The following is a 26,379-nucleotide window of genomic DNA, read 5'->3' as shown; positions in this document are numbered from 1 at the left end:
TAATCCCTTCGGGGTACCGGCATTGGTCGCGCGGGCGCGCGGGGCATGGTTTGATGTAGGGTGGGTCCAGGCTTTGCGCAGGCCCACCATCGCGCCTGGGACGTGCCGGTGGGGATTGTGGCGCGCGGGGTGCGTTCGCGCTCGTCGGGGTAATGGTGGGCCTGCGCAAAGCCTGGACCCACCCTACATGACGGCCCACCATTGGGCTCCGGCCTGCCGGATGTTGTTTGGTGGCGCATGTGCGCACGGGTTTCCCAGGGTGCGCCCGCGTTGCGATTGACCCTGGGCTGAGATGTGTAACCCCTTCGGGGTACCGGCATTGGTGGGGCCGGGTGCGACCGCGCCGAGGTACTCGATCACTGCCGCGGACCGGGGCCGCACGTGCGCGAGTGCTGGGTCATCGATCTCGTGCTCGGCAAGCTGTAGCGTGTCTCTACTGCCGGCCGACATCGGTACGGAGCGCCTGGACACTTTCGACGACGCGCTTGAACTCGGGTGTACCGCGGATGGGGTCCAGATCCTTGTCCGATTCGACGTGTTCGTGGCCGAAGCCTCTTCGGAGGGCGGCCGTCAGGAGCCGGATCGCTTCGGCTCGCGCGCCGGGCTGGACCTTGTCGAGCAGCGCGTAAACGCAGGCGGCCTGGTACGCATTCACGGGGGACGGTTCGCGCTTGAGGACGTCGGTCGCGTCCGCGATGGCCTCGGTCGCGTTGCCCAATCGGGCGTGCAGCACGCCGCGCCCGGACCGAGCCGGGACGTAGTCCGGGAACTGCTCCAGTAGCGCGTCGAGGGTGCGGATCGCGTCGCGTGTCTTCCCCATTTTGGCCTGCGTGTGGGCCTTGTTCTGCTGTGCCGGAATCGAGCGCGGGTTGATCGCGAGGGCCGCGTCGAAGTCGCTGACGGCCCCGGCGAGGTCGGTACTGAGCCTCGCGATGCCGCGGGCCACGAGGCCCACATCGTCTTCTGCGTTCAGTTTCATGGCCTCGGCCAGATCCTTCTTCGCGCCGTCTTTGTCGCCGGAGAGGTGCTTGATCTGTGCCCGCATACACAGCGCCCGAACTTGTGGCGCGCCCAGTTCGGTCGCGTGCTCCAGGTCGCGCAGGCCGGCCGCGTAGTCCTTCAATTCCTGGTGCGCCAGCGCGCGGTTCAGGTACACGTCGGCGGTCTCGGGGAGCAGGTCGGCGGTCTTGTCGAGGTCACTCTTCGCGCGGGCCGGGTCGTGGGTCCGCAGCGCGACCAGTCCGCGTGCGTAGTACCCGCCCGCGTGGTCCGGGCGCAGTGCGATCGCGGTGGTGTAGCACGCGGAGGCATCCGAGTACCGGCCCAGGCCCTCGTAACAGCGCCCCAAACTCAGGTGCGAAGAGAAGTCGCCCGGGTCGAGTTCGATCGCCTTCCGCAGCAGCGGAAGGGCCTCCCGGTGCTTGCCATTGGTCATGGCCTCGGTCCCGGAGAGGTAGTAGTCGCCGGCGGTCGCGAGCGGCGCATCCTTGGCCTTCTCCGCGGACCGCGACGCGCCCTCGGACCGACCGAGTCGGCGCATCAGATCGGCCCGCTGTTCCCAGAGCGCCTTCGTGGTACCTCCGGCGATCTGTTCGGCCAGCTCGTTCGCGCGAAGGGCTTCACCGAGCGCCCCGTCCGCGCTGGCCCCGGGCTTCGCACGGAGCGCCTGCCCTCGCGCGAGGAGCAGGCAGGCTTCGGCGATCTTGGTGCGCACCTGCTGTTGTTCCTGGGCCGAGAGCGTGCGGAACTCGGGTCGGCGCTCCCAGCGGACGTCGTCCGGCAGCCCATACCGCGCGAGCGCGGCCGTGCATTTGGCGACCCCCTCTTCCACCGTGGCCGGTTCGGGCGCGCGGGTGCTGAGCAGGTAGTGTGCGGACTTCAGATCGTCGTCAAAGTGCCGCGCGTTCACGGCGGCGTCGGACCGTTCCGCCCGCGCGCTGGCTGCGAACAGACCCCCGAGACACAGCGCGAGCGCAGTTACGGCCACGGTCGCGAGGCTCAGATGGGACGTCAACCGCGGGTGCCGTCGCGCCCACTTCCGCACGCGCTCGCGGACCGGGACGCGCGCGAACCGCAGTGGCAAATCCGCGCGGTGCCGGTCGAGGTCGTCCCGCAGGTCGGCCGCGGTCTGGTACCGGTGCGCGGCGTCCGGTTCCAGGCACTTGCGGACGATCGCTTCCAGCCCGCGCGACACCTGTCCGTTGCGCGCACGCAGCCGAGGCGGGAGCGCGGAGCGCTCCGTGAGCATGAGCGGGATTTCGTCTTCCAGTTTGCCCACGGGCACGCGGAACGGGTGCTCCCCCGTGAGCAACTCGAACAGAATGATGCCGAGGGCGTAGACGTCGCTCCGGGCGTCGGTCGCGGGGATGCGGTCGCGCACCGAGCGCAGGTGCTCGGGAGCCATGTAAGGCAGTGTCCCGCCGATGTGCGCGCCGGGCGTCACGGCCCGCACCTTCATGTCTTCGGACACGCCGAAGTCGAGGAGCATCGGCTGGCCGTCGTCGGTGAGGAGCACGTTGGCCGGCTTCAAATCGTTGTGCAGGATGCCGTGGGAGTGGGCGTGTTCCAGTCCGTCGGCGAGCCGGGCACCGATCCAGGACACGGCATCGGGGTACGTGACCTCGCGCAGAACCTCCAGCGGGCCGCCCGCGCGAACCGGTCCGCGGACCGCGCGCAGGTGGGCTTCCTCCTCATCCACGGCGATCGCGGAGGCCCCGAGCGATTTGGGACCGGTGCCCGTACCCGTGACGCGCGAACCGAGGGCCGGGATTTCTGTCTCGTCGCTGAGCCCCTTGAGGGTGTCGAGCAGTTGCCGACCGGTCGCGGGGACGGCCGTGTTCCCGCGGAACCGGTGGAGCAGGTGCGCGAGCGTGGCGACGCCGAAGAACGGCATGCACACCGCCTGGAACGGCCCGTCGCGGTGCGTCGAATAGATGGGGACGATGTTCGTGTGCTGGAGCCGGGCGAGGGTCTGCGATTCGCCCGCGAGGTCGGCCGAGACCTTGAGCGCAACGAACCGGTCCGCGAGTTCGCCCTGGCGCGCGAGGTACACGCGGCCGAACGTCCCGCGCCCGAGGACCGCCATCAGGTCGAACCCGGCGAAGTGGCTGTTCACCGGCGGGAAGCGGTCGAGCGCGTCCCGCAGTTTGGCGGCGGTGGCGGGGTCGGAAGCGCGCAGGTGGTCAATTAAGATCGCCGGCTCGAGGCTCGCTTCCGGCGGCAGGCCGGCTTCGCCGGTCCAGTTGCGGATGGTGCCGACGTCCGCGGGGTTCGCCGGTGTTTGGGCGTCGGGCGCGGGGAGATCGAGCGCGGGCTGGAGTTGAAGGAGCTGCGCAGTGGGCGGAAAATCACGGGCGCTCATGTGGGCGATCGCCGGGGCGTGGGGGTAGATCAGCGGTCCACGGAGCGGACCGTTCCAACTCTACCTAGCACGAAACCGGCGCAATGGGGCCGCCGAAATGACGCGACTTTATTTTTCGCGCGGGGGCGGAAGCCCGGGACGTCTCACGTGATGGCGTTGTCGGTACCACAAAACTAAAGGCAAATTACCAGCATTCGGGCGTGAGTCGCGCCGAGGGGTTCAGGCTCCTCCAGCGCGACTCACGCCGCATCTCAATAACCCCCGGTTCGCTTTCAGCCCCACTGGGCCGGGTCTTCGGGATCGGGCGGGAGCGGCGGGGGCGGTTCGCTCGGTGGGGGTGGTGTCGGGTTTGTTGGTGGTGGCGGTTCGCTCGGCGGTGGGACCGGTGGCGAAGTCGGTGGTGGGGGCGTTGTGGGGGCGGGTGTACCGGTCGGGTCTTCGGGCTGCGCGCCGACCGGGTCGGTCACGATCGCGAGCCCCAACTGGAAGCCCAGCATATCCCCTCCGACCGAGCGCACGGTGACCGTGTACTTGCCCGCGGCGAGGTACAGGTCCAGCGAGCGCCCGCGCCCGGCGGCCGCAGTGAACCGTCCGACCACGTCCCCGGCTTCGTTCGTGACAACGGCCTCGGCCGTACCGTGCGCGCCGGTCGCGCTGAGCACCAGGTGAACCTGGCTCGTTTGCTCCAGGCTGAACTCAGTGGTCGCAGCCGTTGCCGCACCCACCGTACCGGACGCCAGTTCCGGCACGGTGACGACGTCCGGTCGAACATCGGCCGCGAAGGTGTACTCGCCCACGCTCCCGCTGTCGGAAAACGTCTTCACGAAGTACGTCGCCCCGGCTTTCAGCCCGGTCACTTGCAGCGTCGTCGTGTTCCCGTTGGCGGAGGTCACCTGGGCGGCGAACACGCCCCCCGTGGCGTCGCGCACTTCGATCCAGGGATTCAGTACACGCCCGTCCGCGCCCCATACCGTGACCAGCAGATTGACGGGGCCGTCGGAAACCGAACCCGGGACCGTGAGCCGGTAATAGTCCGCGTCCGCGGGCGAACCAAACGCGGCCCGCGTGCCGTACTCGGTCTGTGGGCCGGGGGAGAGCGTCTTGCTCAAAAGGCTCGTTGCGGTGAACAGTGTGTCGTTCAGCCCGGTCTCTTCGAGCAAGTTCCCCACCAAGTCGGTGACTTGAGTGAGCAGCGACGATTGCTTGATCTGGATCGCGTAGGAGCCGACACCGAACTCGCCACCCGCGCCTGATACGCGGACGTAGTACGTTGCCCCCGCGCGGAGCCCGCCCAGCGACAACGTGATGTCATTGGCCAGCGGGTCGGTTACGGCCCGCGACGCCAACACGCGCCCCGAAGCATCGAGCACCTCGACCCGCGCCGTGAGTAGGCTCAGGCCCGCGGCGCGAAGGCTCACGGTCACGCTCTGCGTGAGCACGCCGGCGGTGAACTTGTAGACGTCGACATCGCCGGTCGTCGTGAGGTCCGCAGTGACGTCGGAGCGGTAGCGGGTGGCCGCGGCGAAAGTGTCGTTACCCCCCAACCCTTCGTACTGGTCGGGTTGGCGCGCCCCGTAGAGCGCCTGAATGGATGCAATGTCGCCCGCGGACGGCCCGGCCCGAACGCCGCTATAGAACTCGTACATCACGGACGCGGGGTCGGGGCTGTTACCGACGCCCAGCGCGTGGACGGATTCCTGGAGCAGCGCGGTGTACAGGTCGTACCCGCTCAGGCCGAACGGCGCGGCGGTGTTCACCACCAGATCGCCGGAATAGTTGTCGTACAAGTTGTACGGAGCCGTGATCGCCAACACGTCTCCGGCGAGCGCTCGGCCGCCCACGCGGACATCACCGAACCGCGGATCGCCCTGGATCGCGCCTCCGGTACCAAAGGCCGCGCCCGAATCGGGCACGAGGCCGATGTTCACGTCCGCGTGAACCGCCCACGCCTGGAACGCGCGCAGGACCGCGAGCCGCGCATCCGGCCCGAGTTCCGCGAACAAGTCGGACGCGGACGAGCCGATGAGCGCGCCATCGGGCGCGAAACTGAGCGTGACGCGCTCGCCGTCCGGCCACGGAGTGCCGAACGTTGCGGGGACGTCGCGAGCTTCGAGTGCTTCCACTTGCAGAAGGGGGGCGGGCATCGACTCGGGCTCCTCTGGCGGGGGGAGGAGGTAGGGACCATCCGGTATGAAACGCTAGTTCCGATTATTCATGTTGCAAGGAAGTGACGGCTTTCGCAGCACACGAGTGTCCGGATAATTGACAGTGTCGTGTTCTTATTCAGGCCGCGAAATGATGCTAATTCGGCGCGGGAGCTTTTGGAGGATGGGAAAGTGGCTTCGAGATCGAATGCCCGAGCGGCCGGACGTCGCGCCGAGTGAGCTATTTCGCAGCGCCCGGGACAACGTGACTCACCGCGCGGAGGAGGCGCTGGAACTCGGGGTCGTTGCGGATCGGGTCGAGGTCGGTGTCCGTCGCCAGGAGTTTCATGTCGTCGAATCCGGCGCGCAGTGCGAGCGCGAGGAGCCTCAGTGCTTCCGCGCGATCGGGACCGCGCGGGACGTGTTTCGCGAGCTGGGCGTGTAACCCGGCCATCTGGTACTTGCGGTACGCGGTGGGCTCCGCCGCGAGCACCGCGGTCGCGTCCGCGCGGGCCTCGGGCGCGCGCCCCAACCGCGCGAGGTACACCCCGCGCCCGGCGCGCCCCTCGGTGTGGTCCGGGTACAGGTCGAGCAGTCGGTCCAGGAGCGGGACGGCGTCCGCTTCGCGGTGCAGGTGGTCGGCGAGCACGATGGCCTTATCGAGCAGGGCCTCTCGCATCGCGGGTGCGTGTTTCAGTGCGGCGTCGAAGTCCGCGAGCGCGGCCCGCGGGTCTTTCGCCATTCGGTGGCGCCCGCGCGTGGCCCAACTGATCGGGTCGCTCGGTTCGCGCTTCAGTCCCTCCGCGCGGTCCGCACTCGCGCCCGCGGGGTCGTTGTCCGCGAAGCGCACGCGCGCCCGGAGGAACAGCACCCGCGTGGGGGCGGCCGGGGCCGCCAGTGCGGAGGTGAAGTCGGTCTCGGCGCCCTTGTACTGCTTCAGCCCCTCGCGCGCGAGCCCGCGGTTCACGAGCACAACGGTCCAGTCCGGCTTGAGTTCGAGCGCGCGGGTGAAATCGGCTTCGGCTTCCTGGTAGCGCTTCTGTTTCAGCCGGGCGATGCCGCGGTTCGCGAGCGCGAGCGGGAAGTCCGGCACGAGCGCGAGGCACACGCTGAACGCGGTCGCGGCGTCGGCCGGTTGGCCGAGCGCGTCGTGGCACATCCCGCGCGCGAACCACGCCCGGAAGTGCGCCGGGTTGCGGTCGCAGAACCGCGCGAGGAGCGGGAGCGCTTCGCGGTAGCGGTCCGTGGCCGCGAGGTCGAGCCCGTCGAACTGGAGGTCCGGGTCGCGCGCGGTGACCGGTGCGGCGCGGAACGGCGGAACGGGTCGGCCGTCGCGCCGGGCTTCGAGTTCCGTGCGGTGCCGGTCGAGGACGCCCGGCCGGTCCTCCGGTGTAAACAACTGGTCCGCGGCGGCGTTCCATCGCAGCCCGGCCTCGATCGCGGCGCGCGAGTACCCACCGGCCTCGGCCTCGACGCGCGTCATCAGCACAAGCATTTCTGCCAGTGCCTTCTTCAGTTCCAAGCGGCGCCCGGTATCGAGGAGCACGAACTGCGGGCGCCGGTCCCACTTCGGGTCTTCGGTGACCGCGTACTGCGCGACCACCTTGCGCGCTTCAAACAACCCGCGGTCGCGCAGGGCGGGATCGGTGCGGGAACCGAGTTCCACGGCCGCGGTGTGGAGCGCGCTCACGGCGTCGTCGGCCGCGACCAGTGCCTCCGCGCGCTGCACTTCTTTCGCGCGCGAAGCGATCTGCGTTTGCCGGACCGCGGCGACGGACGCGGGCAGCACGAACAGCACCAGCGCCGCGGCCGTGACCATTAGCGCGGTCGCGGGGCGCGGGTTCCGCCGGCGCCACTTCCGGGCGCGCTCGCGGACCGAGGGTTCTGGGGCGAAGCGCAGCGGGAGGTCCGCGAGGTGCCGGGTGACGTCTTCCCGCAGGTCCGCCGCGCTCTGGTACCGGCGCGCGGGGTCCGGGTCGAGGAGCTTCCCGACGAGCGCCGCGACCGCGGGCGTGACGGCCGGGTTCCGCTCGCGCACCGGGACCGGCGGGAGCGACTGAACGGCGATCTGCCGGCGCACCGTGTCCTGCTTGTTCGGAAGCGAAACGTGGGGGAAGGGGAGTTCCCGCGTGAGCATCTGGTAGAGCATCACGCCGAGCGAGAAGAGGTCGCTGCGCGCGTCCACGACGGCCGGCTCGCCGGCAAAGGCCCGCAGGTGCTCGGGGGCCATGTACGGGAACGTCCCGCCGACCGAACTCGAGGCCACATCGGTGCCGTCGGTCGAGGTCGCCACGTTGAAGTCGAGGATCATCGGCGTGCCGTCGTCGGTGAGCAGCACGTTCCCGGGCTTCAGGTCGCGGTGGAGGGTGCCGGCGCGGTGGGCGTGGGTCAGCCCGGCCGCGAGCTGGCCGATCACCCACAGGCACCCGTCCGCGTAACCCGCGCGGTTCCGCTCGTGCTCGCGCGCACCGGGGAGCTGGTCGAACAGCGCGCGGGCGGAGGTCGGGATCGTGTCGGGCAGGTCGGCGAGCACCCGGGCCAGCGTGTGGCGCCCCAGGAACGGCATGCACACCACCTGGAACCGGCCCGCTTCGTGGACCGAGTACACCGGGATGATGTTCGTGTGCCGGAGCTTGGCGAGCGTCTGCGGCTCGGCGGTCCAGATGAGCGTGACCTTCAGCGCGACGAGCCGGTTCGCGAGCGACTCCTGGCGCGCGAGGTACACGCGCGCGAACGCCCCGCGCCCCAACTCTTCGACGATCTCGAAGTGCAGCAGGTGCGAGCCGACGCGCGGGTACGGGTCGTCGGAGAACAGCCCCGAGAGCTCGGCGGAGTCGCCGGACTCGGGCTCGTGGCCCACGAAGCACACGCAGTCGGTCGCGTCGTGTGGGGCGAGCACGGGCGGGGGCGTGCTCATGTGGCTGGTGCCGATTTCCTCGGCGAACGCGCGAGCGCTGCTGTCGTCGCGGTCTCGGGTTTGGGTCGAACGGGGCACCGCGCACCTCCGCGTGTGACGCGGACGAGTAGGGGCGACGTGTGGACTGAGCAGACGACCGGGAAACTGAACGCTCCGGGCCGGGACGATGTGTGGCCGTTGCAAGCCTAGTGCGCGTTTCGGCGCCGCGTGCGAATTCCCGCGTTTTCATTTCGGCGCCGAATTCTATTTGGGTCGAGTGCGGTCTGGTTGTGCGGCTCCGGAATTTCATCCCGGTGCCGCGGTGCCTGTGGGCTTCAGGAACTGGATGAACGCTTCCGCGGCGGGCGGCGGGGTTTCGCCGCGTCGAATCAGTATGCCCGAGTGGATCGGGTCGATCTGGCCGGGCAACTTTCGCACGCCGACCTTCACGCCGCTCGTCACCGCGCCGTTGGGCATCAGTGGAACCAGTGACACGCCCAATCCCGCTTCCACCATCTTCACCACGATACCAGTTGTGGTGGCCTCCATATCGACGCGGGGACTCAGGCCCAATCGGTAGAAGGCGTTCAACACGTGCTGTCGGCCGGTCGATCCGCGCTCGAACACGATCAGCGGTACGCCCACCAGGTCCGCCAGGGTCAGCCCGCGCTTCTTGAGGAGCGGGTGGCGCGGGGGCGCGATGAGCCCCCAATCGAGCGAGAACAGGTGCCGGTAGTCGAGGCCCGCGCCGCCCTCGTAGGGCGCGGCCACGCCGAACGCGAGGTCCGGGTCGCGGAGCAGCGCGTCCTCGATGTCGCGCTCGGTCCGCGTACTCAGGCGCACGCGGATCGCCGGGAACGTGCGGTGGAACCGGCGGATCGCGTCGAGCATCGCGTAGAGCGTGAGGTACTGTGTCGCCGCGACGTGGACTTCCTGTGGGCCGGTCGATTCGCCCCCGCCGAGGCGCCGGGCGCTCTCCAGGAACGCGGTCGCGCGCGGGAGGAACTGTTCGCCCTGTGGCGTGAGCGGGGACCGGCGCCGCGGGCCGCGCTGCTTGTGGTACAGCGACACCTTGAGCAGCCCTTCCAGCGCGACGAGCCGGTTCCGCAGCCCCTGTTCGGTGATGTGCAGCCCGGTGGCCGCGGCCCGCAGGCTCCCCGCTCGGGCCAACTCCACGAGGGCCGCGACCTGATCGGTCGAAACGGACGGGAGCTGATCGGCCACTGGCGCGCTCCGGGTTAAACAACACTCTACTGTTTAAGATTCAATTTTTACCACATTCTGTTGTCAGTACAAGCGGCTATGGTTCATCAACGGCCGGCGCCGTCGCACGGGGCGGGGGCGCGGTCGAGCTTTAGAGGAGCGAACATGGAGCGGTACCTGACGACGGGCGCGGTCGTGCTTGTGGTGGGGGCGCTGGTCGCCGCACCGGTCCCACCGGACACGCGGACGCCCGCGGCGTTCCCCGCCGGGCAATACGTTCTCGGCGGGTCTGGTGAGGCGGCGCGGGGCGAAGACCGCTACGAGTTCACCAAGACGTTCCGGCTCAAACGCGATCAGTACGTGCTCTCGGGCGGGCCGAAACCGACGGACCTGATCGTGGTGGACGACGATCTCGAAGTGACCCAGGGTGGGAAGAAGATGTTCGTGGACGACGACCATCGCGCCAGCACCGACACGCGCGGGAAGGAAGCGGCCCAGTACCAGGGGCAACCGATCGTTCTGGTTCTCGACCCCGCGAAGAAGGTGCGAATCGTCGCGACCGACCACGGCGGCGCGGACGCGGTCCTCAGCGCGCTCTGGCTCCACCGGTGGGACGGCGCGCGCAAGAAACTGACCGACGGGAAGAAAGTGACATCGGCCGCGACCCTTCCTTCGACGTTCTTCGATGAGTCGTTCGCGCTAGATGCCGGGTTCGAGATGCCCGAAAAAGTACCCACCGACGCGGTGGTCGACGTGCCCGAGAAACCCGCGATGCTGCTCCCGCGCTTCAAGAACAAGCCTTGATGTGTGTGGGGCCTTTTGTAGAGGTCGTGCCGCCAAATCAGACTCGGCGGTTTTCCGTGTGGCCCGCGCGCTCCGTGAGCGGTCGGTATCGCGCAGTGTCTGACGCGCCGGGGTCCAAACTCCGCTCGCGGAACGAGCGGACCACATGGGAGGCACAAAACAGGGAGACGAATCGCCACACTCCGGGCTGGTCACTTATCGACCCCTGCTGGTCAGGGATTGTCCATTCCCCCCGCCGCAATTCGCGCGTACTCTGGCGTTGGGCCGGTGCGCGCGTTCTCACGAGTGCAGGCGCACCGGTTGCATTTCGCTGGCGCTCCCGTTCCCTAAATTTCGAGGTTCCGCATGTCCGCACTGAACCGTCGCGATTGGCTCAAAGTTGCTGCCGTTGCGCCCGCGGCGCTGGTCGCGTTCCCGCGCTTCACGTTCGCCGCGCCGAGCGCCGACGACGTGAAGGCCGTTGTTGATAAGGCGCTGGGGTTCTACAAGACGGCCCAGAAGGACGACGGCAGTTTCGGGTCCAGCCCGCGCGCCGGCGAGCCGGGGCTGACCGCGCTCATTATCTCGGCACTCGTTAAGAACGGGGTCGCGGCCGACAACCCGACCATCGCCAAGGGGCTCAAGTACCTCGAATCGAAGGTGCAGAAGGACGGCGGCGTCTACGACCGGGGGCTGTCCAACTACATGACGTGCCTGGCCATCATGACGTTCAAGGAGGCGAACGCCGGGGGCAAGTACGACAAGGTGATCGAGGCCGCCGCGAAGTACGTGAAGTCGCTCCAGTTCGCCGACGGGCTGACCGAGAAGGACGCGGCCTTCGGCGGGGCCGGGTACGACAAGCCGAACGCGAAGGGGCGCCCGGACATGTCGAACACGCACTTCATGGTCGAGGCGCTGTTGGCGTCGGGCGTGAGCAAGGACGACCCGTCCATCAAGCGGGCGCTGGTGTACATCAGCCGGAGCCAGAACCTGGCGACCGAGGAGTTCAACAACCTGCCGTTCGCGAAGAAGGCGGGCGAGGCGGACAAGGGCGGGTTCGTCTACAACCTGTCCGACGCGGACAACCCGAAGAGCCCCAAGATCACCGCCGAGGGCGGGCTGCGGAGCGAGGGCGGGATGACCTACGCGGGCCTCAAGAGCTTCCTGTACGCGGGCGTGGGCAAGGACGACAAGCGGGTCCAGGCCGCGGTGACGTGGGTGCGCCAGCACTACAGCGTGACCGAGAACCCGGGGCAGAAGGACTCGGGCCTGTACTACTACTACCACACGTTCGCCAAGGCGATGGACGCGCTCGGCGAGGACCAGTTCGCCGACGCGAAGGGGACCAAACACGACTGGCGCCAGGAACTGTTCGACGAGCTGAAGAAAAAGCAGAAGGAGAACGGGAGCTGGGCCAACTCCAACGGCGCGTTCCTGGAGAATCTGCCCGAACTCGCGACCGCGTTCGCAGTTCTTTCAATCAGCTATTGCAAAAAGAAGTAGGCCGGTGTTTTCGGGCGAGGCCAGAGGGAAGGGGCCACGCCCTCGGTTCGGGGTCACGTTGAGGCAAGCGAGCCGCGACCGCCAGGGCAATGAGGTTCTGTGGGGCCGAGTAGCGCCTCCCGCTCCCTGGCGGTCGCGGCTCGTCGCAAGAAAAAGTGAAGACGGTGGGCACCATAAAAACGCGCGCGGGCCGTGGAGTATCCACGGCCCGCGCGCGTTCGTGACGTCATTAACCGCGCATCAGAACCCGACATCGGGACCGTCAATGACCGGCGCCCGGTTCGCGCGGAGCCCCTTGCGGGTTCGCGGGGAGAGGCGCTCGTCACGGGCTTCGGCCGTGACCACGGCGAGGTGGCGCCGGGCGGCCGCTTCGCGGGCCGCTTCATCGGCCGTCAGGCACGGGTCGAGCAGGAGCATCGTCAGCACGTCTAATTCGCGGTCCATGACGTCGGTCTCCTCAAATGTGGTCGGGGCGCTCGCGTGCGGTTAACCTCGTAACGGCTCGAGGGGTGGTCGTTTGCGCCGGAACGCCCCTCGGTTAATTTCGCGTAAAAACTACAGTTCGGGTCGTGTGCGTGGCAAGGGTTACACGGCGAGGGAGCCGGGTAGATCTACGCCCCCAATATCAAGCCACCAGTCGCCGTCGTCCGGGTTCGCGTCGAATGTGGCGTCGAGGAAGAACCGGGGGGCCGTCGCGTCAATTTGGGTGGATTGTGTCAGGTCGGAGAGGGCATCCACGGGAGTCATCGCGAATCTCGCACTGTATTTGTTGCCGAACCGCGACCCGTTCGCGTGTTCGATGGGAGTGGTAACGCAGTGCGCGTGCCACTCGCCGTACAAAAATGTGTGATTCACTCGACCGAGTGGCGCGCGGCGTTAGAACCGATAGAGGTTCCGTGCCCTCGCCCGGGGCACCAATTTACCCGTACTTCCAAGACGAACCCGTCGCACGCGGCGCGTGTCTGAAGTGACCCCGAGGAGCAAGCGTGTATACCCCTCCGTACTTCGCCGAGACCGACCGCGCCGTGCTTCACGATCTCATCGAGCGGCACAGTTTTGGTGTGCTCGTGTCGCTCGTTGATGGGGCGCCCTTCGCGACGCACTTGCCCTTCTTGCTCGAGCGCGGCGCGGGCGCACACGGCGCGCTCGTTGGTCACATGGCGCGTGCGAACCCGCACTGGCGCGAACTGCCCACGCAGAGCGCCCTCGCGGTGTTCAGCGGGCCGCACGCGTACATCTCCCCGACGTGGTACGAGAGCACCAACGTTGTCCCCACCTGGAACTATGTCGCGGTCCACGTGACCGGGCGCGTGACACTTGTCGAAGAACCCGGCGCGCTGCTCGACATCGTTCAGCGCACCGTGACCCACTACGAGGCCGCGCTGCCGCGCCCGTGGGTGCTGGACGAAACCGGCCCGTTCGTGGACCGTCTCTTGTCACAAATCGTCGGGTTCCGCATCGAGATCGCGCACATCGAAGGGAAGCAGAAGCTCAGCCAGAACCAACCCCTCGAGCGCCGGGAGAAGGTGATTCGGGCACTGGAATCAACTGGCGGCGGAGACGCGGCGGGCGTCGCGGCACTGATGCTCCGAGCCCTCAACGACGATAGGTGAGGGCCGGTCGAAGCACTCTTTTCTGATGAAGCGCATTCCGCTCACTTTGCAACGGATTCGGCGCGCCCGCACTTCGTGCCCGAAGTGCGAAGAGAGGGCACGTTTCGCGGTCGGCTGAATTCCCGCGCCCGATCTCAACTTTCTCGAAGCCGATACTTATGACGCAATGAATCGGCACAATTCTGACTTGATTGGCGTAGTTACCGCTCGATACTCTGCATAGTTAGTCGCTCGAACAATTGCCCCTGGTTGCACCTTCCAACGTCGTTCGGCGCGTTCATCCGAGAGCGTTTTAGCGCGGCACCATCCGTTCGGCCCGAAGTTCTCGCCCGGAACCAGCGCGAGACGCACGAGTCACTTGCTCGAACCTCGCCCGACGAGCGCTCGAAATGGTAATCGCCTCGCCCGTTCCTCCCGATTTTCGGCTCCTCTTCGAGTCGGCCCCCGGGCTGTACCTCGTTCTGCTCCCCGATTTCACCATTGTGGCGGTCAGTGATGCGTACCTGCGCGCCACGATGACGGCGCGGGCCGCGGTCCTCGGGCGCGGCATCTTCGACGTGTTCCCGGACAACCCGGACGACCCCACCGCGACCGGCGTGCGCAACCTGCGGGCGTCCCTCGAACGCGCGCGGACCCTCGGCAAACCGGACGTGATGGCCGTGCAGAAGTACGACATTCAGCGCCCGGCCGAAGAGGGCGGCGGGTTCGAGGAGCGGTACTGGAGCCCCATCAACTCGCCGGTGCTCGGACCGGACGGGCGGGTCGCGTACATCATTCACCGCGTCGAGGACGTGACGGACTTCGTGTACCTCCGCCTGCGCGGGATCGACCACGACAAACGCGCGGACGACCTGGTCGCGCGGGGGCAGCGCCTGGAGGCCGAGGTCTTCCAGCGGGCGCAGCAGATCCAGGACGCGAACCGGCAACTGCGCGAGGCGAACGAGGAACTCACCCGGCTCAAGGCCGAACTCGAGAACCGCGTCCGCGCGCGCACGGCCGAATTGACCGAGGCCAACGAGCACCTGCGGGCCGAAGTGGACGCGCGCCTCCGGTCCGAGCGGGAACTGTGGAAGCAGCGCGAGAAGCTGCGCGTGACCCTGGACAGCATCGGCGACGCGGTCGTGGTCACCGACACGCGGGGCCGGGTGACGATGCTCAACCCGGTGGCCGAGCACCTCACCGGCTGGACCTCGAAAGGGGCGACCGACGTGCCCCTTGAGGACGTGTTTCAGATCATCAACCAGCGGACCCGGGAACCGGTCGACAACCCCGTCGCGCGGGTGCTGAAGGAGGGCGTGGTCGTCGGGCTGGCGAACCACACGGTGCTCGTCGCGCGGGACGGGACCGAGCGCCCGATTGATGACTCGGCCGCGCCGATCCGGGCCGCCGACGGCTCGACCATCGGGGTCGTCCTCATTTTCCGCGACGTGACCGAGCGGTACGCGGCCGAAGGCGCCCTGCAGCGCGAGCGGGCGCTCTTGCGCACGCTGATCGACGCGCTCCCCATCGCGATCTGGACGAAGGACGCCGACGGGCGCTTCGTCGTCAGTAACCGGGCGCACGTCGAACTGGTTCGCGCCGAGTGCGAGAGCGCGGTCACGGGGAAAACCGGGTTCGACTTCCACCCGCCCGACCTCGCGCAGGAGTACCACGACGACGACCTGCGCGTCCTCCGCGACGGCGAAACCATCTTCAACAAGGAAGAACTGGTCCGCGACCCCGCGGGCCGCGAGCGCTGGCACCTCGTCATCAAGACGCCGCTCCGCGACCCGGGCGGGGAAATCGTGGGGCTCGTCGGCGTTAGTCGTAACATCCAGCAGATCAAGGAGACCGAGAGCGCGCTGCGGGCGAGCGAGGCGATGCTCCGGGGCGCGTTCGAGGACTCGAACGTGCCGATGGTCATCACGTCCCTGGACCACCGGTTCCTCCGGGTGAACGCCGCGTTCGCCAGATTGTTCGGCTACTCCCAGGCGGAGATGCTGGACCTGACGACGGCGGACGTGACCTACCCCGACGATTTGGCCGAGAGCTACGCCCGCCGGGACGTGCTGCTCGGGGGCGCGTCGCACTTCGTCCAGCAGAAGCGCTACGTCCACCGGGCCGGGCACATCCTTTGGGGGATAACGAGCGTGTCGCTCGTCCGCGACCCGAGCGGGCGGCCGACGCTGTACGTCGGCCAGGTGCAAGACGTCACCGCCCGTAAGCTGGCAGAAGAGGAACTCCGGGAGAGCGAAACCCGGTTCCGGGCGTTCTTCGACGCGACCACCGCCGGCATGGTCGAACTCACGCCCGATGCCCGCATCTTGGGCGCGAACGGCGCGTTCTGCCGGATGATCGGGTACACCGAGAACGAACTGCGCGCGATGACGGTGGCGGACGTTCTGTTCCCCGAAGACCTGGGCGAAGTGTTGCGCCAGTACGGGCGCATCGAGCGCGCGGAAAACGCTTCGTATGAGGCGGACCGGCGGTACCGGCGGAAGGACGGGTCCACCCTCTGGACGCGGGTGAGCGTGGTCGCCGCGCACGACGCGCTGGGGCGCCCGATCCGGGCTTCCGCCGTCGTGATCGACATCTCGGACCGCCGGGCCGCGGAAGAGTCCCTGCGCGTCAGCGAGGAGCGGTTCCGGCTCGTGGTGGACGGGGTGCGGGACTACGCCGTGTTCATGCTCGACCCGGTGGGGCGCGTGCTCACCTGGAACGCCGGGGCGGAGCGCATTTTCGGGTACGCGGCCCCGGAGATCGTCGGCGAACACTACTCCGCCTTCTACCGGTCCGAGGACCTCGACGCGGGGCGGGCCGAGGAGGAACTGCGACTGGCCGTTTTGCGCGGGCGCTTCGAGGACGAGGCGTGGCAACTGCGGAAGGACGGGACCCGGTTCTGGGGCGGGGTCGTCATCACGGTGCTGCGCGACGCCGCGGGGACGCTCCGCGGGTTCACGAAAGTGGTCCGCGACCTGACCGAGCGCCGGCGCCTGGAGGACCAGTTCCGGCAAGCGCAGAAGATGGAAGCGATCGGGCGCTTGGCGGGCGGCGTGGCCCACGACTTCAACAACCTGCTCACCGTTATCAACGTGTCGGGGCAACTCCTGCTAGAGCAGCTCCCGGTGCGCGACCCGGGGCGCCGGCTCGTGAAGGAAATTGCCGCCGCGGGCGAGCGGGCGACCGGGCTGACGGCCAAGCTCCTCGCGTTCAGCCGCAAGGCCATCGTGGAGCCGCGCGTCCTCGATCTGAACGAGGTGGTGAGCCAGTCCGAAATGCTCCTGCACCGGATCCTGGGCGAGGACGTGCGCCTGGCGACGGCCCTGGACCCGAACCTGCGACCGGTCAAAGTGGACCCGACCCACGCGGAGCAGATCGTGATTAACCTCGCGGTCAACGCGCGCGACGCGATGCCCCGCGGCGGGCAACTGACCATCGAGACCCGCAACCTGACGCTGCGGGAAGAGGACGCGGTCGTGTACCCGGAGCTCGCGTGCGGGCGGTACGTCCTGATGGCCGTCTCGGACACCGGGGTCGGGATGTCGGACGAGGTGAAGGCGCGCATTTTCGAGCCGTTCTTCACGACCAAAGAGATCGGCAAGGGAACGGGGTTGGGGCTGGCGATGGTGTACGGGGCCGTCAAAACGCACCGCGGACATATAGCCGTTTACAGTGAGGTCGGCGTGGGCACGACGTTTAAAATCTTGCTCCCGGTAACGGACGAAGCGAAACCCGGTCCCCGATCGGGTGAAATACGGACCGTCTCGCGCGGCACGGAGACGATCCTGCTCGTCGAGGACGAGGACACGGTTCGGCGCCTCGCGCGCCTCGCCCTCGAGATGCACGGGTACACGATTCTAGAAGCGAACGGCGGCGCCGATGCCTTGCGGCTGTCGGTCGAGCACTCCGGCCCGATTCACATGCTCGTGTCCGATGTCGTGATGCCGGTCATGGGCGGGCGCGAGGTCGCGGAGACGCTCCGCTCGCAGCGCCCGGGGGTCAAGGTTCTCTTCGTGAGTGGGTACACGGACGACGCGATCGTGCGCCACGGGATCGTGGAGGCCACGGACGCCTTCCTCCAGAAGCCGTTCACGCCGACCTCGCTCGCGCGCAAGGTGCGGGCCGTGCTCGACGGCGCCGAGTGAGGCTCAATTGGCGCCGTCGAGTGCCGCGAACAGTTCCTCGACGCTGCCGGTGCGCTTGACCGCGTCGAAGCGCGTGAAGCTCCCGAATTGAGACGCCAGCCGGAGCCACTGCTTCAACCGGCTCACGTTCTTGTCGGACTGCATCATGTCGAACTGGCGCGACCACGTCACGAGCGCCCGCAGTTGAGTGGACCAGTCGACCGGCATTTCCGGCTCCGCACTTTCGAGACGCGAAGGGAGCCCGAGTTCGGCCGCGACGCGGTGCGCGAGGCGCGGGTCCGCGAGCGCCCCGCGCCCGAGCATGAAGTGCCGGCACCCGGTCGCGTCGCGGCACCGGCGGAAGTCGTCGAGGGTCCAGATGTCGCCGTTCGCGACAACGGGGAGCTTCAACTGTTCGCGCACTTTTCCGATCGGTTCCCAGTGGATCGGTGGCGCGTACCCGGCCACGCGCGTGCGCCCGTGGATCGTGAGCCAGGCCGCTCCGCCCTCGGCCGCCATCGTCGCGTTCTCGTGGATCGCGTCGATTCCGTCCCAGCCGAGCCGCAGTTTCGCCGACACCGGCACCGCGCGCGGGAGCGCTGCGCGAACCGCGGTAACGATCTCGCGAATGCGCTTCGGGTGGCGCAACAGAGCGGCCCCGCCGTCGTGCCGGTTCACGGTGGGTGCGGGGCACCCGAAGTTGATGTCGATTGCCGTCGCCCCGAGTTCGTGCGCGCGGACCGCCGATTCTGCCATCAGACCCGCGTCCCCGCCCAGTAGTTGAACCTGCACCGGGAGCCCGGTGAGCGTTGTCGCGTTCGTATCCAGTTCGGGAACGTGATCGCGGAAGACGTGCCTGGGCGGAACCGAGTGACTGACCCGGAGGAACTCCGTCACGGCGAACGTGAACGCGCCCGCGCCCCCCTGAACCGCCCGCATGGGCGCATCGGTCACGCCCTCCATCGGCGCGAGAACCAGTGCAGATTTGTCAGCGTTGAGCATGAGAGTAGTGTATCACGGGCTTACACCCAGGCTCCGAACGGCGGCGTGTACTCGACGCGGCCCGTGACGCCGGTCAGCGCGCCGGGCACCAGTTCGGCGGCCATGAATGAATCGCCCGAGAAGGGCGAACGGAGCTTCGCGGCGAGCGCAGAAGAGAACCCGAATCGCGGGTAGAACGCCGGGTGCCCGAGCACAACAACGATCCGGTGCCCCCGCTCGCGGCACGCATTGAGGCCCGTGGCCACCAGTTGTGAACCGACGCCGAGGTTCTGGAACTCCGGCAGGACGGCCATCGGCGCGAGCGCCAGAGCGTGAACGGTTCCGCTTTCGGTGATGATCGGCAAATCGCTAAAGAGGACGTGCCCGACGATTCGGCCCGCGCACTCGGCCACAAGTGATGTCCGAACGTACCCGCCCGCGCGGAGTGCCTCGATCAAATCAGCCTCGGCATCACCACCGAACGCGCGCCGGTTCACGAGCCGTATGCCTTCGGCGTCGCTGGGAACTTCATCGCGAATTGTGTACACCGGCGTCGGTACCGCAACGAACCCGCCTCCCGCACGCACAACGAGCGGCTCTGCCAGCTCCACCCACCCGTCTGCGCCCGCTCGCGTTTTCGCGAGGACGCGCGCGGGCACCTTATCATCGGTGAGCGAAAAGACGGTCACGCCGCATCCCGCCTCGACGCCCTCCAGATGGAACCGCGGAACGAGTCGATCGTCCGCAAAGCGGAAGGTGTAGTGCGTGTCGCGATAGAGGTTCATCTGGGACTTGCTTTGTTGGAACGATTTTTTCTTGTTTCGGGGGTATCACAGTTCGGGATCGGGGTTCCACCAGCACGGCCCCTTGTCGCGGCGCGCGTCCTTCGCGCGCTGCTGAATGTCGTCCATCTGGTCGAGTGTGAGCGGGCGGAAGGAGCGCGCCGCGGCGAAGGCCGCGTCCTGCTCGTTCGGGTAGCTCAGACCGAGTAGAGCCACGTCCGGGTCGAGCGTCAGCGTGTAGTGCAGGCACTCGGCCACCGTCAGCCGGGGTAATATCGGCTCCGCATCGTCTGTTCCACCGCTCGACACCTTGCCCCGCGGGCGCGACTTGAGCGGCTGGTTGTACCCGGTCGTGTCGCCGACGAGTTTGCCCGCGCCGAACGTCTTGAAGCACACCGTCCCGATTCCGCGCGTCCGTGCGAGCGGCAGCGTCTCGGTCACGTAACGCGAATCCACGAACGGCCCGAGCGGGAACATCACAACGTCGCACACGCCCGCTTCGAGCGCGGAGCGTAGCACGTCCGGGTTGTGCGACGAGATCCCGCGGAACCGGCTCTTGCCGCTTTTCACGGCGTCCGCGATCTGGTCGAACCCGCCACCGGGCTGGCACAAGCGGTTGAAGACTTCGAGCGACGACAGGTTGTGGAACACGAAGGCGTCGGTGAAATTGAGCTGGAGCCGGCCCAGTGACTCATCGATCTGCGGGCCGACCGGTCGGTCGTGGTGGTCGATTTTGTCGATCACAAACACCGCGTCGCGGCGCACCTCGCGCACGGCCCGGCCGACGATCTGTTCGGAGTACCCGTCCTCGTAATTCGGGGCGGTGTCGATCACGTTCAGCCCCGCGTCGAGCGCGCGGCGCGCGGTCGCGACACACGTTTCGATCGGCACGTTCCGGTCGGCCAGGTCGCCGATCCCGAGAGCGGTCGCGACGAACCCGGTACCGCCGAGCGCGCGCCGGGGAGCGAAGGGCAGGGGGTCAGGCATGGGCGGCACCGTCGGCAACGAATTTCAGTGAAGCCGAGTTGAGGCAGTACCGCAGACCCGTCGGCTTGGGGCCGTCCGGGAACACGTGCCCGAGGTGCCCGCCGCACCGGGCACAGACGATCTCGTCGCGAATCATGCCGTGGCTGGTGTCGCGGTGAACGGCGACGTGGTCGGGGTCGAAGGGCGCGTAGAAGCTCGGCCAACCCGTGCCGGACTCGAACTTCGTCACCGAGCGGAACAGCGGGAGGTCGCACAAGCGGCAGTGGTAGACGCCGGGTTCCTTGTTGGCGAGGAACCCGCCACAGAACGGCGCCTCCGTGCCCTGGTACAGAATCACCCGGCGCTCGTCGGCCGTGAGCGAAGCGGCCAGCTCCTCGCGCTCGGCCGCGCTCGGCGGGGTGAGGTCGTATCCGGAGGCGGACGTGCGCTGGTTCGGCGATTCGGCATTCGTTGGCATGAGGAACTCTCGCGGGTGTGGGCACTCTCATCTTACGCGCGCCTCGGCCGGCGCGGGCACGTAGACTATTCCGCGGTACTCGTTCCTCTTCCGGTAACACCATGAACACACGCATCTCGGTTGTTCTCGCTGTCGCGCTCGTGAGTACACTTCCGCTCGGCGCTCGCGCCGCGGAGCCGAAGCCGTTTCCCGGACCGGTGACCAAGTGGCAGGGCTTCGTCAAACACGATTTCAAAGTTGGTGAACTCGAAGCCACGGTCGTGGTGCCGGAGAACGCGCTCCCGGGGCGGCCGTGGGTGTGGCGCGGGGAGTTCTTCGGGGCGTTCGCGGACGCCGACGTTGCGCTCGTGAAGGCCGGATGGCACCTCGCGTACCTGAAAGTCCCCGACCTGTTCGGCGCGCCCAAAGCGGTGAAGAAGTGGGAGACGTTTTACGACGCGATGGTGAAGGATTTCGGGATGCACGCCAAGCCGGGGCTGATCGGGCTCTCACGCGGCGGGCTGTACTGCATGAACTGGGCCGCTGCGCACCCGGACCGGACGCTGGCCGTGTATTTGGACAACGCCGTGTGCGACTTCAAGAGCTGGCCCGGCGGGGCGTACAAGAAGCTCGGCGCGGGTAAGTCCGGCTCGGAGGCCGAGTGGAAGAAGATGCTCGCCGCCTACGAATTCAAGAACGACGAAGAGGCGATCGCGTACAAGCTGAACCCGGTGGACACCCTCGCTCCCGTCGCGAAGGCCAAGGTTCCGCTGCTGCTCGTGTACGGCGACAAGGACGCGGCTGTCCCGCACGCGGAGAACTCGGAGCTGTTGTACAACCGCTATAAGGCTCTCGGTGGCCCCGTCGAGCAGATCGTGAAGCCGGGCCAGGACCACCACCCGCACGGGCTGAAGGACGTGACCCCGGTCGTGAAGTTCTTCGCCGCCGCGCTCGAACCCAAAAAGTGAAGGTGAAACTCCCCGCGCCGCGGGTCGCCACAATAGGCCGGCCGCGGCGCGGGGAGTTACCGCGAGCACTCACCAGAACAGGCGCTTCAATCCCTTTCGGTCCGGTTTCCGCATGGCCCAGTAGATCACCAGTCCCGTCACCAGCAGCACTACCAGCGCGAGCCCCCACGCGGTCCCAAACACCAGCCCCCAATCTCCGAACGCTTCGCCACTGTGGAGGCGGGTCAGAAACGGCTTGTCCTCGTACCGTTCCCCGCGCAGGAATTCTCCGGTTTTGGCGTTGTAGATCAGCTTCCGGTCCTCCCCTCCGCCGGGCTTGCCGAGATAAACCGTGACCGTCGGCGGGTCGCTCTTGAAGTCCACCAGCACCTTATCGACCGGTGCCCCTTCCGTTTGTTTTGCGGCTTCGGCGAGGGCTTTCGCAACCGGGTCGCTCACCGCGGTTGCGGGCGCTGGGAGTTTCACATCGCTGACCCGTTCGCGCGCCTTCTCCCGTGCTTCCTCGTCCTCACTCGTCATCTCCGCGACTCCGGCGATGATCCCGGTGATGGCCGCAAAGAGGAGGAACGGGGCGGCCCCGAACCCGATCCACCGGTGCCACTTCCGCCACCCGGTCTGACTCACGGTTGGACTCCGTATTGGGGGAAAATTGGGATGAGAGGAGCCGTGAAACTAGCGGACTTGGCGGAGTGAAGCCAGGGAGAAACGGTGAGAGCGATACCGGTAACCTCTGTGAACGGTGTGGTTGAACGTCTGCATGGGACACCACCCGCTCGTTGACACGCGCGGTTCGCTGGGGCACTTGGCGAACCGCGCGTGCCAACGAGCGGGTGGAATTGCGCCATTACTCGAATTCAGACGGCTCGGTTTGAGCAGAATCGGCTGTCATTGGGCTCGGATTTCGGGTAAGATCACACACCTACCTGCCCCGCTTGCTGGATATTCCCACCCCCTACGGACGCGCGGGCTGCCTCCCAGCGCTACGTTCTCGGCCCAGAGCCGATCCCGGTGGACGATCGTTCTCTTCAAACGAGTGAAGCGATGCTCCGCATTCTCGGGTCGAACAAGGTGTTTTGTGACGGGCTGACGCGCCGCGACTTGCTCCACGTCGGTGCGCTAGCCCCGCTCGGGCTGACGCTCACCAACTGGTCGCGTGCAACGGCGGCCCGCGAACAGGCCGCTCCCACAGCCGGCGGGTTCGGGTCCGCGAAGCGCTGCATTCTCTTGTACTTGTGGGGTTCGCCGAGCCAGATCGACACGTTCGACCCGAAGCCCGATGCGCCGAAGGAAGTGCGCGGCGCGCTGGGCTCGATTCAGAGCGTGATTCCGGGCGTGCGAGTGGGCGAGGTGCTCCCGCGCATCGCCCGGATGCTTGACCGTGTTACTATTCTGCGATCGTTGACGCACCCCACGCCCATTCACGGCACCGCGTTCGCGTTCTCGGCGGTGCCGACGACCGATCTGCAACTGGAAGGCAATGTGCGCGACCCGCGGCACTGGCCGTTCATCGGGTCCGTGGTCGATTACCTCGGCAGCCGCGCGGACGCGAAGGCCCCCGCGGTTCCGCGCAACTACTGGCTACCGTTCCCGTTCGGATCGAAACGCGGGCCGTCGCGCCCCGGGCCGTTCGGCGGGTTCCTCGGGCCGACGTATGACACCATCTGGTCCGAGTTCCGCGCGAAGGGCACGCGCGAGATCCTCCGCGATTCGGGCGACCCGAACACGCCGACGCGGAAGGTCTCGGATCCCTACGCGGGTATTCTCCCGACAGACCGGTTCGAGACCGTTACCCCCGACGAAACGCTGACGCTCGACCGCCTCAACAGTCGTGCCTCGCTGCTCGATCAGCTCGATTCCGCGCGGCGCACGCTCGACGCGAAGACCACCGACACGCCGTTCGACCGGCACCGGGCGCTGGCTCGCGCCGTGCTCACGTCCGGCAAGCTCCGCGACGCCCTGGACGTGCAGAGCGAATCGCCCAAACTGCGTGAGCGCTACGGGATGACGTTGTTCGGCCAATCGTGTCTCGCCGCGCGTCGGCTGCTCGAAGCCGGAGGGAAGTTCGCGACCGTGTGCTGGGACGAGTACGGGTTAGTGAACACGGGCTGGGACACGCACGTGTATCAGGAATCCCGCCTCAAGGACGAGCTCGGGCCGGGGCTGGACAATGCGTTTTCAGCGCTGCTCGAAGACCTTGAGGCGCGGGGGATGCTGGCGGACACGGCTATTGTGGTGATGAGCGAACACGGGCGCACGCCGCGGGTGCAGAACGTGGCCGGCGGCGGGCGCGACCACTGGTCGCGGGCGTATTCGGCGATGTTTGCAGGGGCCGGGTTCGCAAAGGGGCGCGTGGTCGGGCGCACGGACCGCATCGCGAGCGACGTGGCGGAATCGCCGTTCTCGCCGAAGGATGTGGTTGCGACGCTGTTCCACCTGCTCGGCATCGACCCCCAAGCCGAGATCCACGACCGGCTCGGGCGCCCGTACCCGATCGGTGGGAACGGGCGCGTGCGGACCGAACTACTTGCGTGAGTAATGCTTGCGTCCCGGCATCGTTCGTTCAGGGACGGAAAAGTGATTAAGTCGAACGGCTATTCGGGTCGACGTTTGATATGTACAACTCGTGCCGATTTGCTGTTGCTTCCGGCCCGCCCGTCGGGTAGATTTGGGATGTTCATGGCTCTCGTGTGAACCCGATGTTCCCCAACACTCTTATGCGCCGTTGCGGGTGGGTTATCGCGCTGATCGCGGTCACCTTCCTGTCTCCGAGCCGGGCTTCGGCCGGGTGTAGCGGGCACTCGTCGTGGGGGTTCTCACCACTCCTCGAATCTGAGCAACTGTCGCCGCAATTCGGATCGACTGAACACCACAACTCGATGCCGAAGCCTTGCCAGGGGCCGAACTGCTCCGGTAAGCCGCTACGCGATTCGATGCCCGTACCGCCGGTGCCGACCGTACCGGTGCCGGTGAAAGACCAGGTGCTCCGCGTCGCCGCACCGGGTGGCGAGGAGCAGGGGCAATTACTCGCTTACGATTCCACTTCTCCGCGCCCGATACTTCGGGCCTCTTCCATTTTTCACCCGCCGCGACTCGGCTAATTCCGTCAACGCGCCCTCGCTGCGCACTGTGCCGATCGAAAGACGGCACCGGTCCCGCGTTGCGATGCTCGCTTTGACGGCACATTCGTTCTTTTAATCAGCGCCAGAAACAACGTTATTGGGTGCTCGAAATCCGGAGAGGCAACCGCCTCGTCGCGCTCGTCGTAGCCGCGCCGGTTCGAGCCTGTTAATTTCGCACAACACGACCTCGTGGGTTCGGCTCATCGAACCGCGCGGTTATTTCACACAATCTGATATGATCTCGAACACGAAAACGAAAGAAGAACGTCAATCGCTGGGGCTCTGCCGCTTCTGTGATGCCCCCCAAATCCCCGGCTCGGTGCTGTGTCAACCGCACCGCGAGCGCGAACGGGTACGGGAGCGAACGAAGTACGCCGAGCGCAAGGCCAGCCGGGTGTGCATCATCGCCGGGTGCGGCGAGCAGGCCGCGACCGGCTTCATCCGCTGCGTCGCGTGCCATGCGAAGTACACGGCCTACCAGTGCGAGTACAAGCGCGAGGCCCGTCGGCGCCAGCGCGAAGCAATTCGTGCGAAGCAGACCGAACAGTTCGGCTGCACCGCGACCGCGTGCTAATTCCGATTAGTGGCGGGAAGCACCCGCAGTTCGCGAATGTCCGAAATGATTCAAACGTGCCGGCGCGGCCATTTGGTCGCGCCGGTGTGCTTTTTGGGGTGGGTGATCGGCGCTCAACCCGGGCCGTAAATGACTTGGCAGCCGGCAGGTAGGTGAGAACCCCAATCCAGGTTGTACACGACGCGGCACTGGGTGCCGTTGTTGAAAAGTTGCACGCTCGTTGTGTAGAAGAACGCTCCGCCCGCGTGCGGTCGGTTGCCCGCGGCCCATTCCGTGATCCACACCGTAATGACCCGGGTTCCCGCCGGGAGCCCCGAAATCGTCAGAATGTTGCGCCCGGGTGAGGCGTCCGGCGTGGTGCGCGAGAAGAACGACGAGAGGCCGTTCGCCAGTGCCCGGGCCTGGACCTTCGACACGTCGAGCTTGTGCTCGCCCGTTTTGGGATGGGCCGCCGTGTCACCCGAACTGGCGACCTTCTCTTCCGGCTTCTCGTCGGCCGCGGCCACCGATCCCCCGGCCGCGACGATTCCCGCCGCGGCCGCCAGTTTGACTGCGTCCCGCCGATTGACATCGCTCATGGCACTCTCCCTCATGTAACCGGGGAGCGGGTGAAATTGCCCGGAAGCAATTCTCCCTCGAGCACCACACCCGCGTGCCTTGAACCCGCTGTGCCCGCGACACGGGGGCAACTTCTTGGCACAGTGCGGCCGGTTCGTGTGGTGTGACAGGGGCAATGTGCCCCGTGTCAATCCATTAAGCGATCGTTGAGCCGTAACGGTCCGCCGATTTCGGAGAAACGCTGTGCCGCGCGATCGTATCGCTTTGGGCGCCGTGCGAATTTTAAGCTCGAGTCCGAGCGGCTACCATGTTCCGCAGCACTATCGATCCGATCAGCCCGCAGAATCAGCCTCGAAACCTTCACCGAT

At 67.2% G+C, this 26,379-nt stretch carries 19 protein-coding genes and 1 pseudogene; 8 read left to right on the top strand and 12 right to left on the bottom strand.

Going from position 1 to position 26,379, the window contains the following annotated elements:
- Positions 1–433 precede the first annotated feature (433 nt).
- The 4 genes from J8F10_RS12860 to J8F10_RS12845 all read right to left on the bottom strand — a co-directional run bounded on the left by J8F10_RS12860 (position 434) and on the right by J8F10_RS12845 (position 9,625).
- The gene (locus J8F10_RS12860) at positions 434–3,361 is read right to left on the bottom strand and encodes a serine/threonine-protein kinase (RefSeq protein WP_210654203.1); all 2,928 of its coding nucleotides are present in this window, start codon (positions 3,359–3,361) and stop codon (positions 434–436) included.
- Between the two features lie 272 nt (positions 3,362–3,633).
- Complete coding sequence (locus tag J8F10_RS12855) at positions 3,634–5,505, bottom strand: hypothetical protein (RefSeq protein WP_210654202.1); 1,872 nt, start codon at positions 5,503–5,505, stop codon at positions 3,634–3,636.
- A 241-nt stretch (positions 5,506–5,746) separates the two neighbouring features.
- Positions 5,747–8,500 (bottom strand): protein kinase domain-containing protein, encoded by a 2,754-nt coding sequence (locus J8F10_RS12850; protein ID WP_210654201.1) that lies wholly within the window; start codon positions 8,498–8,500, stop codon positions 5,747–5,749.
- Positions 8,501–8,707: 207 nt separating this feature from the next.
- On the bottom strand, positions 8,708–9,625 hold the full coding sequence (locus J8F10_RS12845) for a LysR family transcriptional regulator (RefSeq protein ID WP_210654200.1): 918 nt from the start codon (positions 9,623–9,625) through the stop codon (positions 8,708–8,710).
- A gap of 144 nt (positions 9,626–9,769) precedes the next feature.
- Here J8F10_RS12845 and J8F10_RS12840 point away from each other — a divergent pair, with 144 nt between their 5' ends.
- Together J8F10_RS12840 and J8F10_RS12835 are read left to right on the top strand one after the other, a co-directional pair.
- Positions 9,770–10,408 carry a hypothetical protein gene (locus J8F10_RS12840; RefSeq protein WP_210654199.1) on the top strand — a complete coding sequence of 213 codons (639 nt, stop codon included), beginning with the start codon at positions 9,770–9,772 and terminating at the stop codon, positions 10,406–10,408.
- A gap of 345 nt (positions 10,409–10,753) precedes the next feature.
- The gene (locus J8F10_RS12835; protein ID WP_210654198.1) at positions 10,754–11,890 is read left to right on the top strand and encodes a prenyltransferase/squalene oxidase repeat-containing protein; all 1,137 of its coding nucleotides are present in this window, start codon (positions 10,754–10,756) and stop codon (positions 11,888–11,890) included.
- Between the two features lie 240 nt (positions 11,891–12,130).
- On the opposite strand, the gene J8F10_RS12830 is transcribed toward J8F10_RS12835, so the two are convergent.
- Positions 12,131–12,334, bottom strand: a complete 204-nt coding sequence (locus tag J8F10_RS12830; RefSeq protein ID WP_210654197.1) for a hypothetical protein — start codon at positions 12,332–12,334, stop codon at positions 12,131–12,133.
- Positions 12,335–12,475: 141 nt separating this feature from the next.
- Positions 12,476–12,637: a hypothetical protein gene (locus J8F10_RS12825; protein WP_210654196.1), complete on the bottom strand. Its 162-nt coding sequence runs from the start codon at positions 12,635–12,637 to the stop codon at positions 12,476–12,478.
- A gap of 239 nt (positions 12,638–12,876) precedes the next feature.
- On the opposite strand from J8F10_RS12825, the gene J8F10_RS12820 reads away from it, so the two are divergent.
- On the top strand, positions 12,877–13,503 hold the full coding sequence (locus J8F10_RS12820; protein ID WP_210654195.1) for an FMN-binding negative transcriptional regulator: 627 nt from the start codon (positions 12,877–12,879) through the stop codon (positions 13,501–13,503).
- 389 nt (positions 13,504–13,892) lie between these two features.
- Complete coding sequence (locus J8F10_RS12815; protein ID WP_210654194.1) at positions 13,893–17,627, top strand: PAS domain S-box protein; 3,735 nt, start codon at positions 13,893–13,895, stop codon at positions 17,625–17,627.
- Positions 17,628–17,630: 3 nt separating this feature from the next.
- Here the strand turns inward: J8F10_RS12815 and J8F10_RS12810 are convergent, their stop codons facing one another.
- The 4 genes and pseudogenes from J8F10_RS12810 to msrB all read right to left on the bottom strand — a co-directional run.
- Entirely contained in the window at positions 17,631–18,608 is a 978-nt protein-coding gene (locus tag J8F10_RS12810; RefSeq protein ID WP_246523237.1) for a tRNA dihydrouridine synthase, read from the bottom strand.
- Positions 18,609–18,628: 20 nt separating this feature from the next.
- Positions 18,629–19,372, bottom strand: coding sequence for a GNAT family N-acetyltransferase (locus J8F10_RS12805; protein WP_210654193.1), 744 nt, complete (start codon positions 19,370–19,372; stop codon positions 18,629–18,631).
- A gap of 45 nt (positions 19,373–19,417) precedes the next feature.
- Positions 19,418–20,356, bottom strand: coding sequence for an aldo/keto reductase (locus tag J8F10_RS12800; RefSeq protein WP_210654192.1), 939 nt, complete (start codon positions 20,354–20,356; stop codon positions 19,418–19,420).
- Positions 20,342–20,813: pseudogene (msrB, locus tag J8F10_RS12795) on the bottom strand (peptide-methionine (R)-S-oxide reductase MsrB); the annotation flags it as partial. The pseudogene msrB and the gene J8F10_RS12800, both read right to left, overlap by 15 nt.
- Positions 20,814–20,914: 101 nt before the next feature.
- Between msrB and J8F10_RS12790 the strand changes: the two are divergent.
- Positions 20,915–21,760, top strand: coding sequence for an alpha/beta hydrolase family protein (locus J8F10_RS12790; protein ID WP_210654190.1), 846 nt, complete (start codon positions 20,915–20,917; stop codon positions 21,758–21,760).
- Positions 21,761–21,829: 69 nt separating this feature from the next.
- On the opposite strand, the gene J8F10_RS12785 is transcribed toward J8F10_RS12790, so the two are convergent.
- On the bottom strand, positions 21,830–22,384 hold the full coding sequence (locus J8F10_RS12785) for a PepSY-associated TM helix domain-containing protein (protein WP_210654189.1): 555 nt from the start codon (positions 22,382–22,384) through the stop codon (positions 21,830–21,832).
- A 417-nt stretch (positions 22,385–22,801) separates the two neighbouring features.
- Here J8F10_RS12785 and J8F10_RS12780 point away from each other — a divergent pair, with 417 nt between their 5' ends.
- The 3 genes from J8F10_RS12780 to J8F10_RS12770 all read left to right on the top strand — a co-directional run bounded on the left by J8F10_RS12780 (position 22,802) and on the right by J8F10_RS12770 (position 25,453).
- Positions 22,802–24,292: a DUF1501 domain-containing protein gene (locus J8F10_RS12780; RefSeq protein ID WP_210654188.1), complete on the top strand. Its 1,491-nt coding sequence runs from the start codon at positions 22,802–22,804 to the stop codon at positions 24,290–24,292.
- A 344-nt stretch (positions 24,293–24,636) separates the two neighbouring features.
- Positions 24,637–24,858, top strand: coding sequence for a hypothetical protein (locus J8F10_RS12775; protein ID WP_210654187.1), 222 nt, complete (start codon positions 24,637–24,639; stop codon positions 24,856–24,858).
- Positions 24,859–25,114: 256 nt separating this feature from the next.
- Positions 25,115–25,453 carry a hypothetical protein gene (locus J8F10_RS12770; protein WP_210654186.1) on the top strand — a complete coding sequence of 113 codons (339 nt, stop codon included), beginning with the start codon at positions 25,115–25,117 and terminating at the stop codon, positions 25,451–25,453.
- Between the two features lie 113 nt (positions 25,454–25,566).
- Here the strand turns inward: J8F10_RS12770 and J8F10_RS12765 are convergent, their stop codons facing one another.
- Positions 25,567–26,031, bottom strand: coding sequence for a hypothetical protein (locus J8F10_RS12765; RefSeq protein ID WP_210654185.1), 465 nt, complete (start codon positions 26,029–26,031; stop codon positions 25,567–25,569).
- Positions 26,032–26,379: the final 348 nt, after the last annotated feature.

Origin of the sequence: Gemmata palustris (assembly GCF_017939745.1) — a bacterium.
Taxonomy (GTDB): domain Bacteria; phylum Planctomycetota; class Planctomycetia; order Gemmatales; family Gemmataceae; genus Gemmata; species Gemmata palustris.
This window is presented reverse-complemented; position numbering and strand designations above follow the sequence as displayed.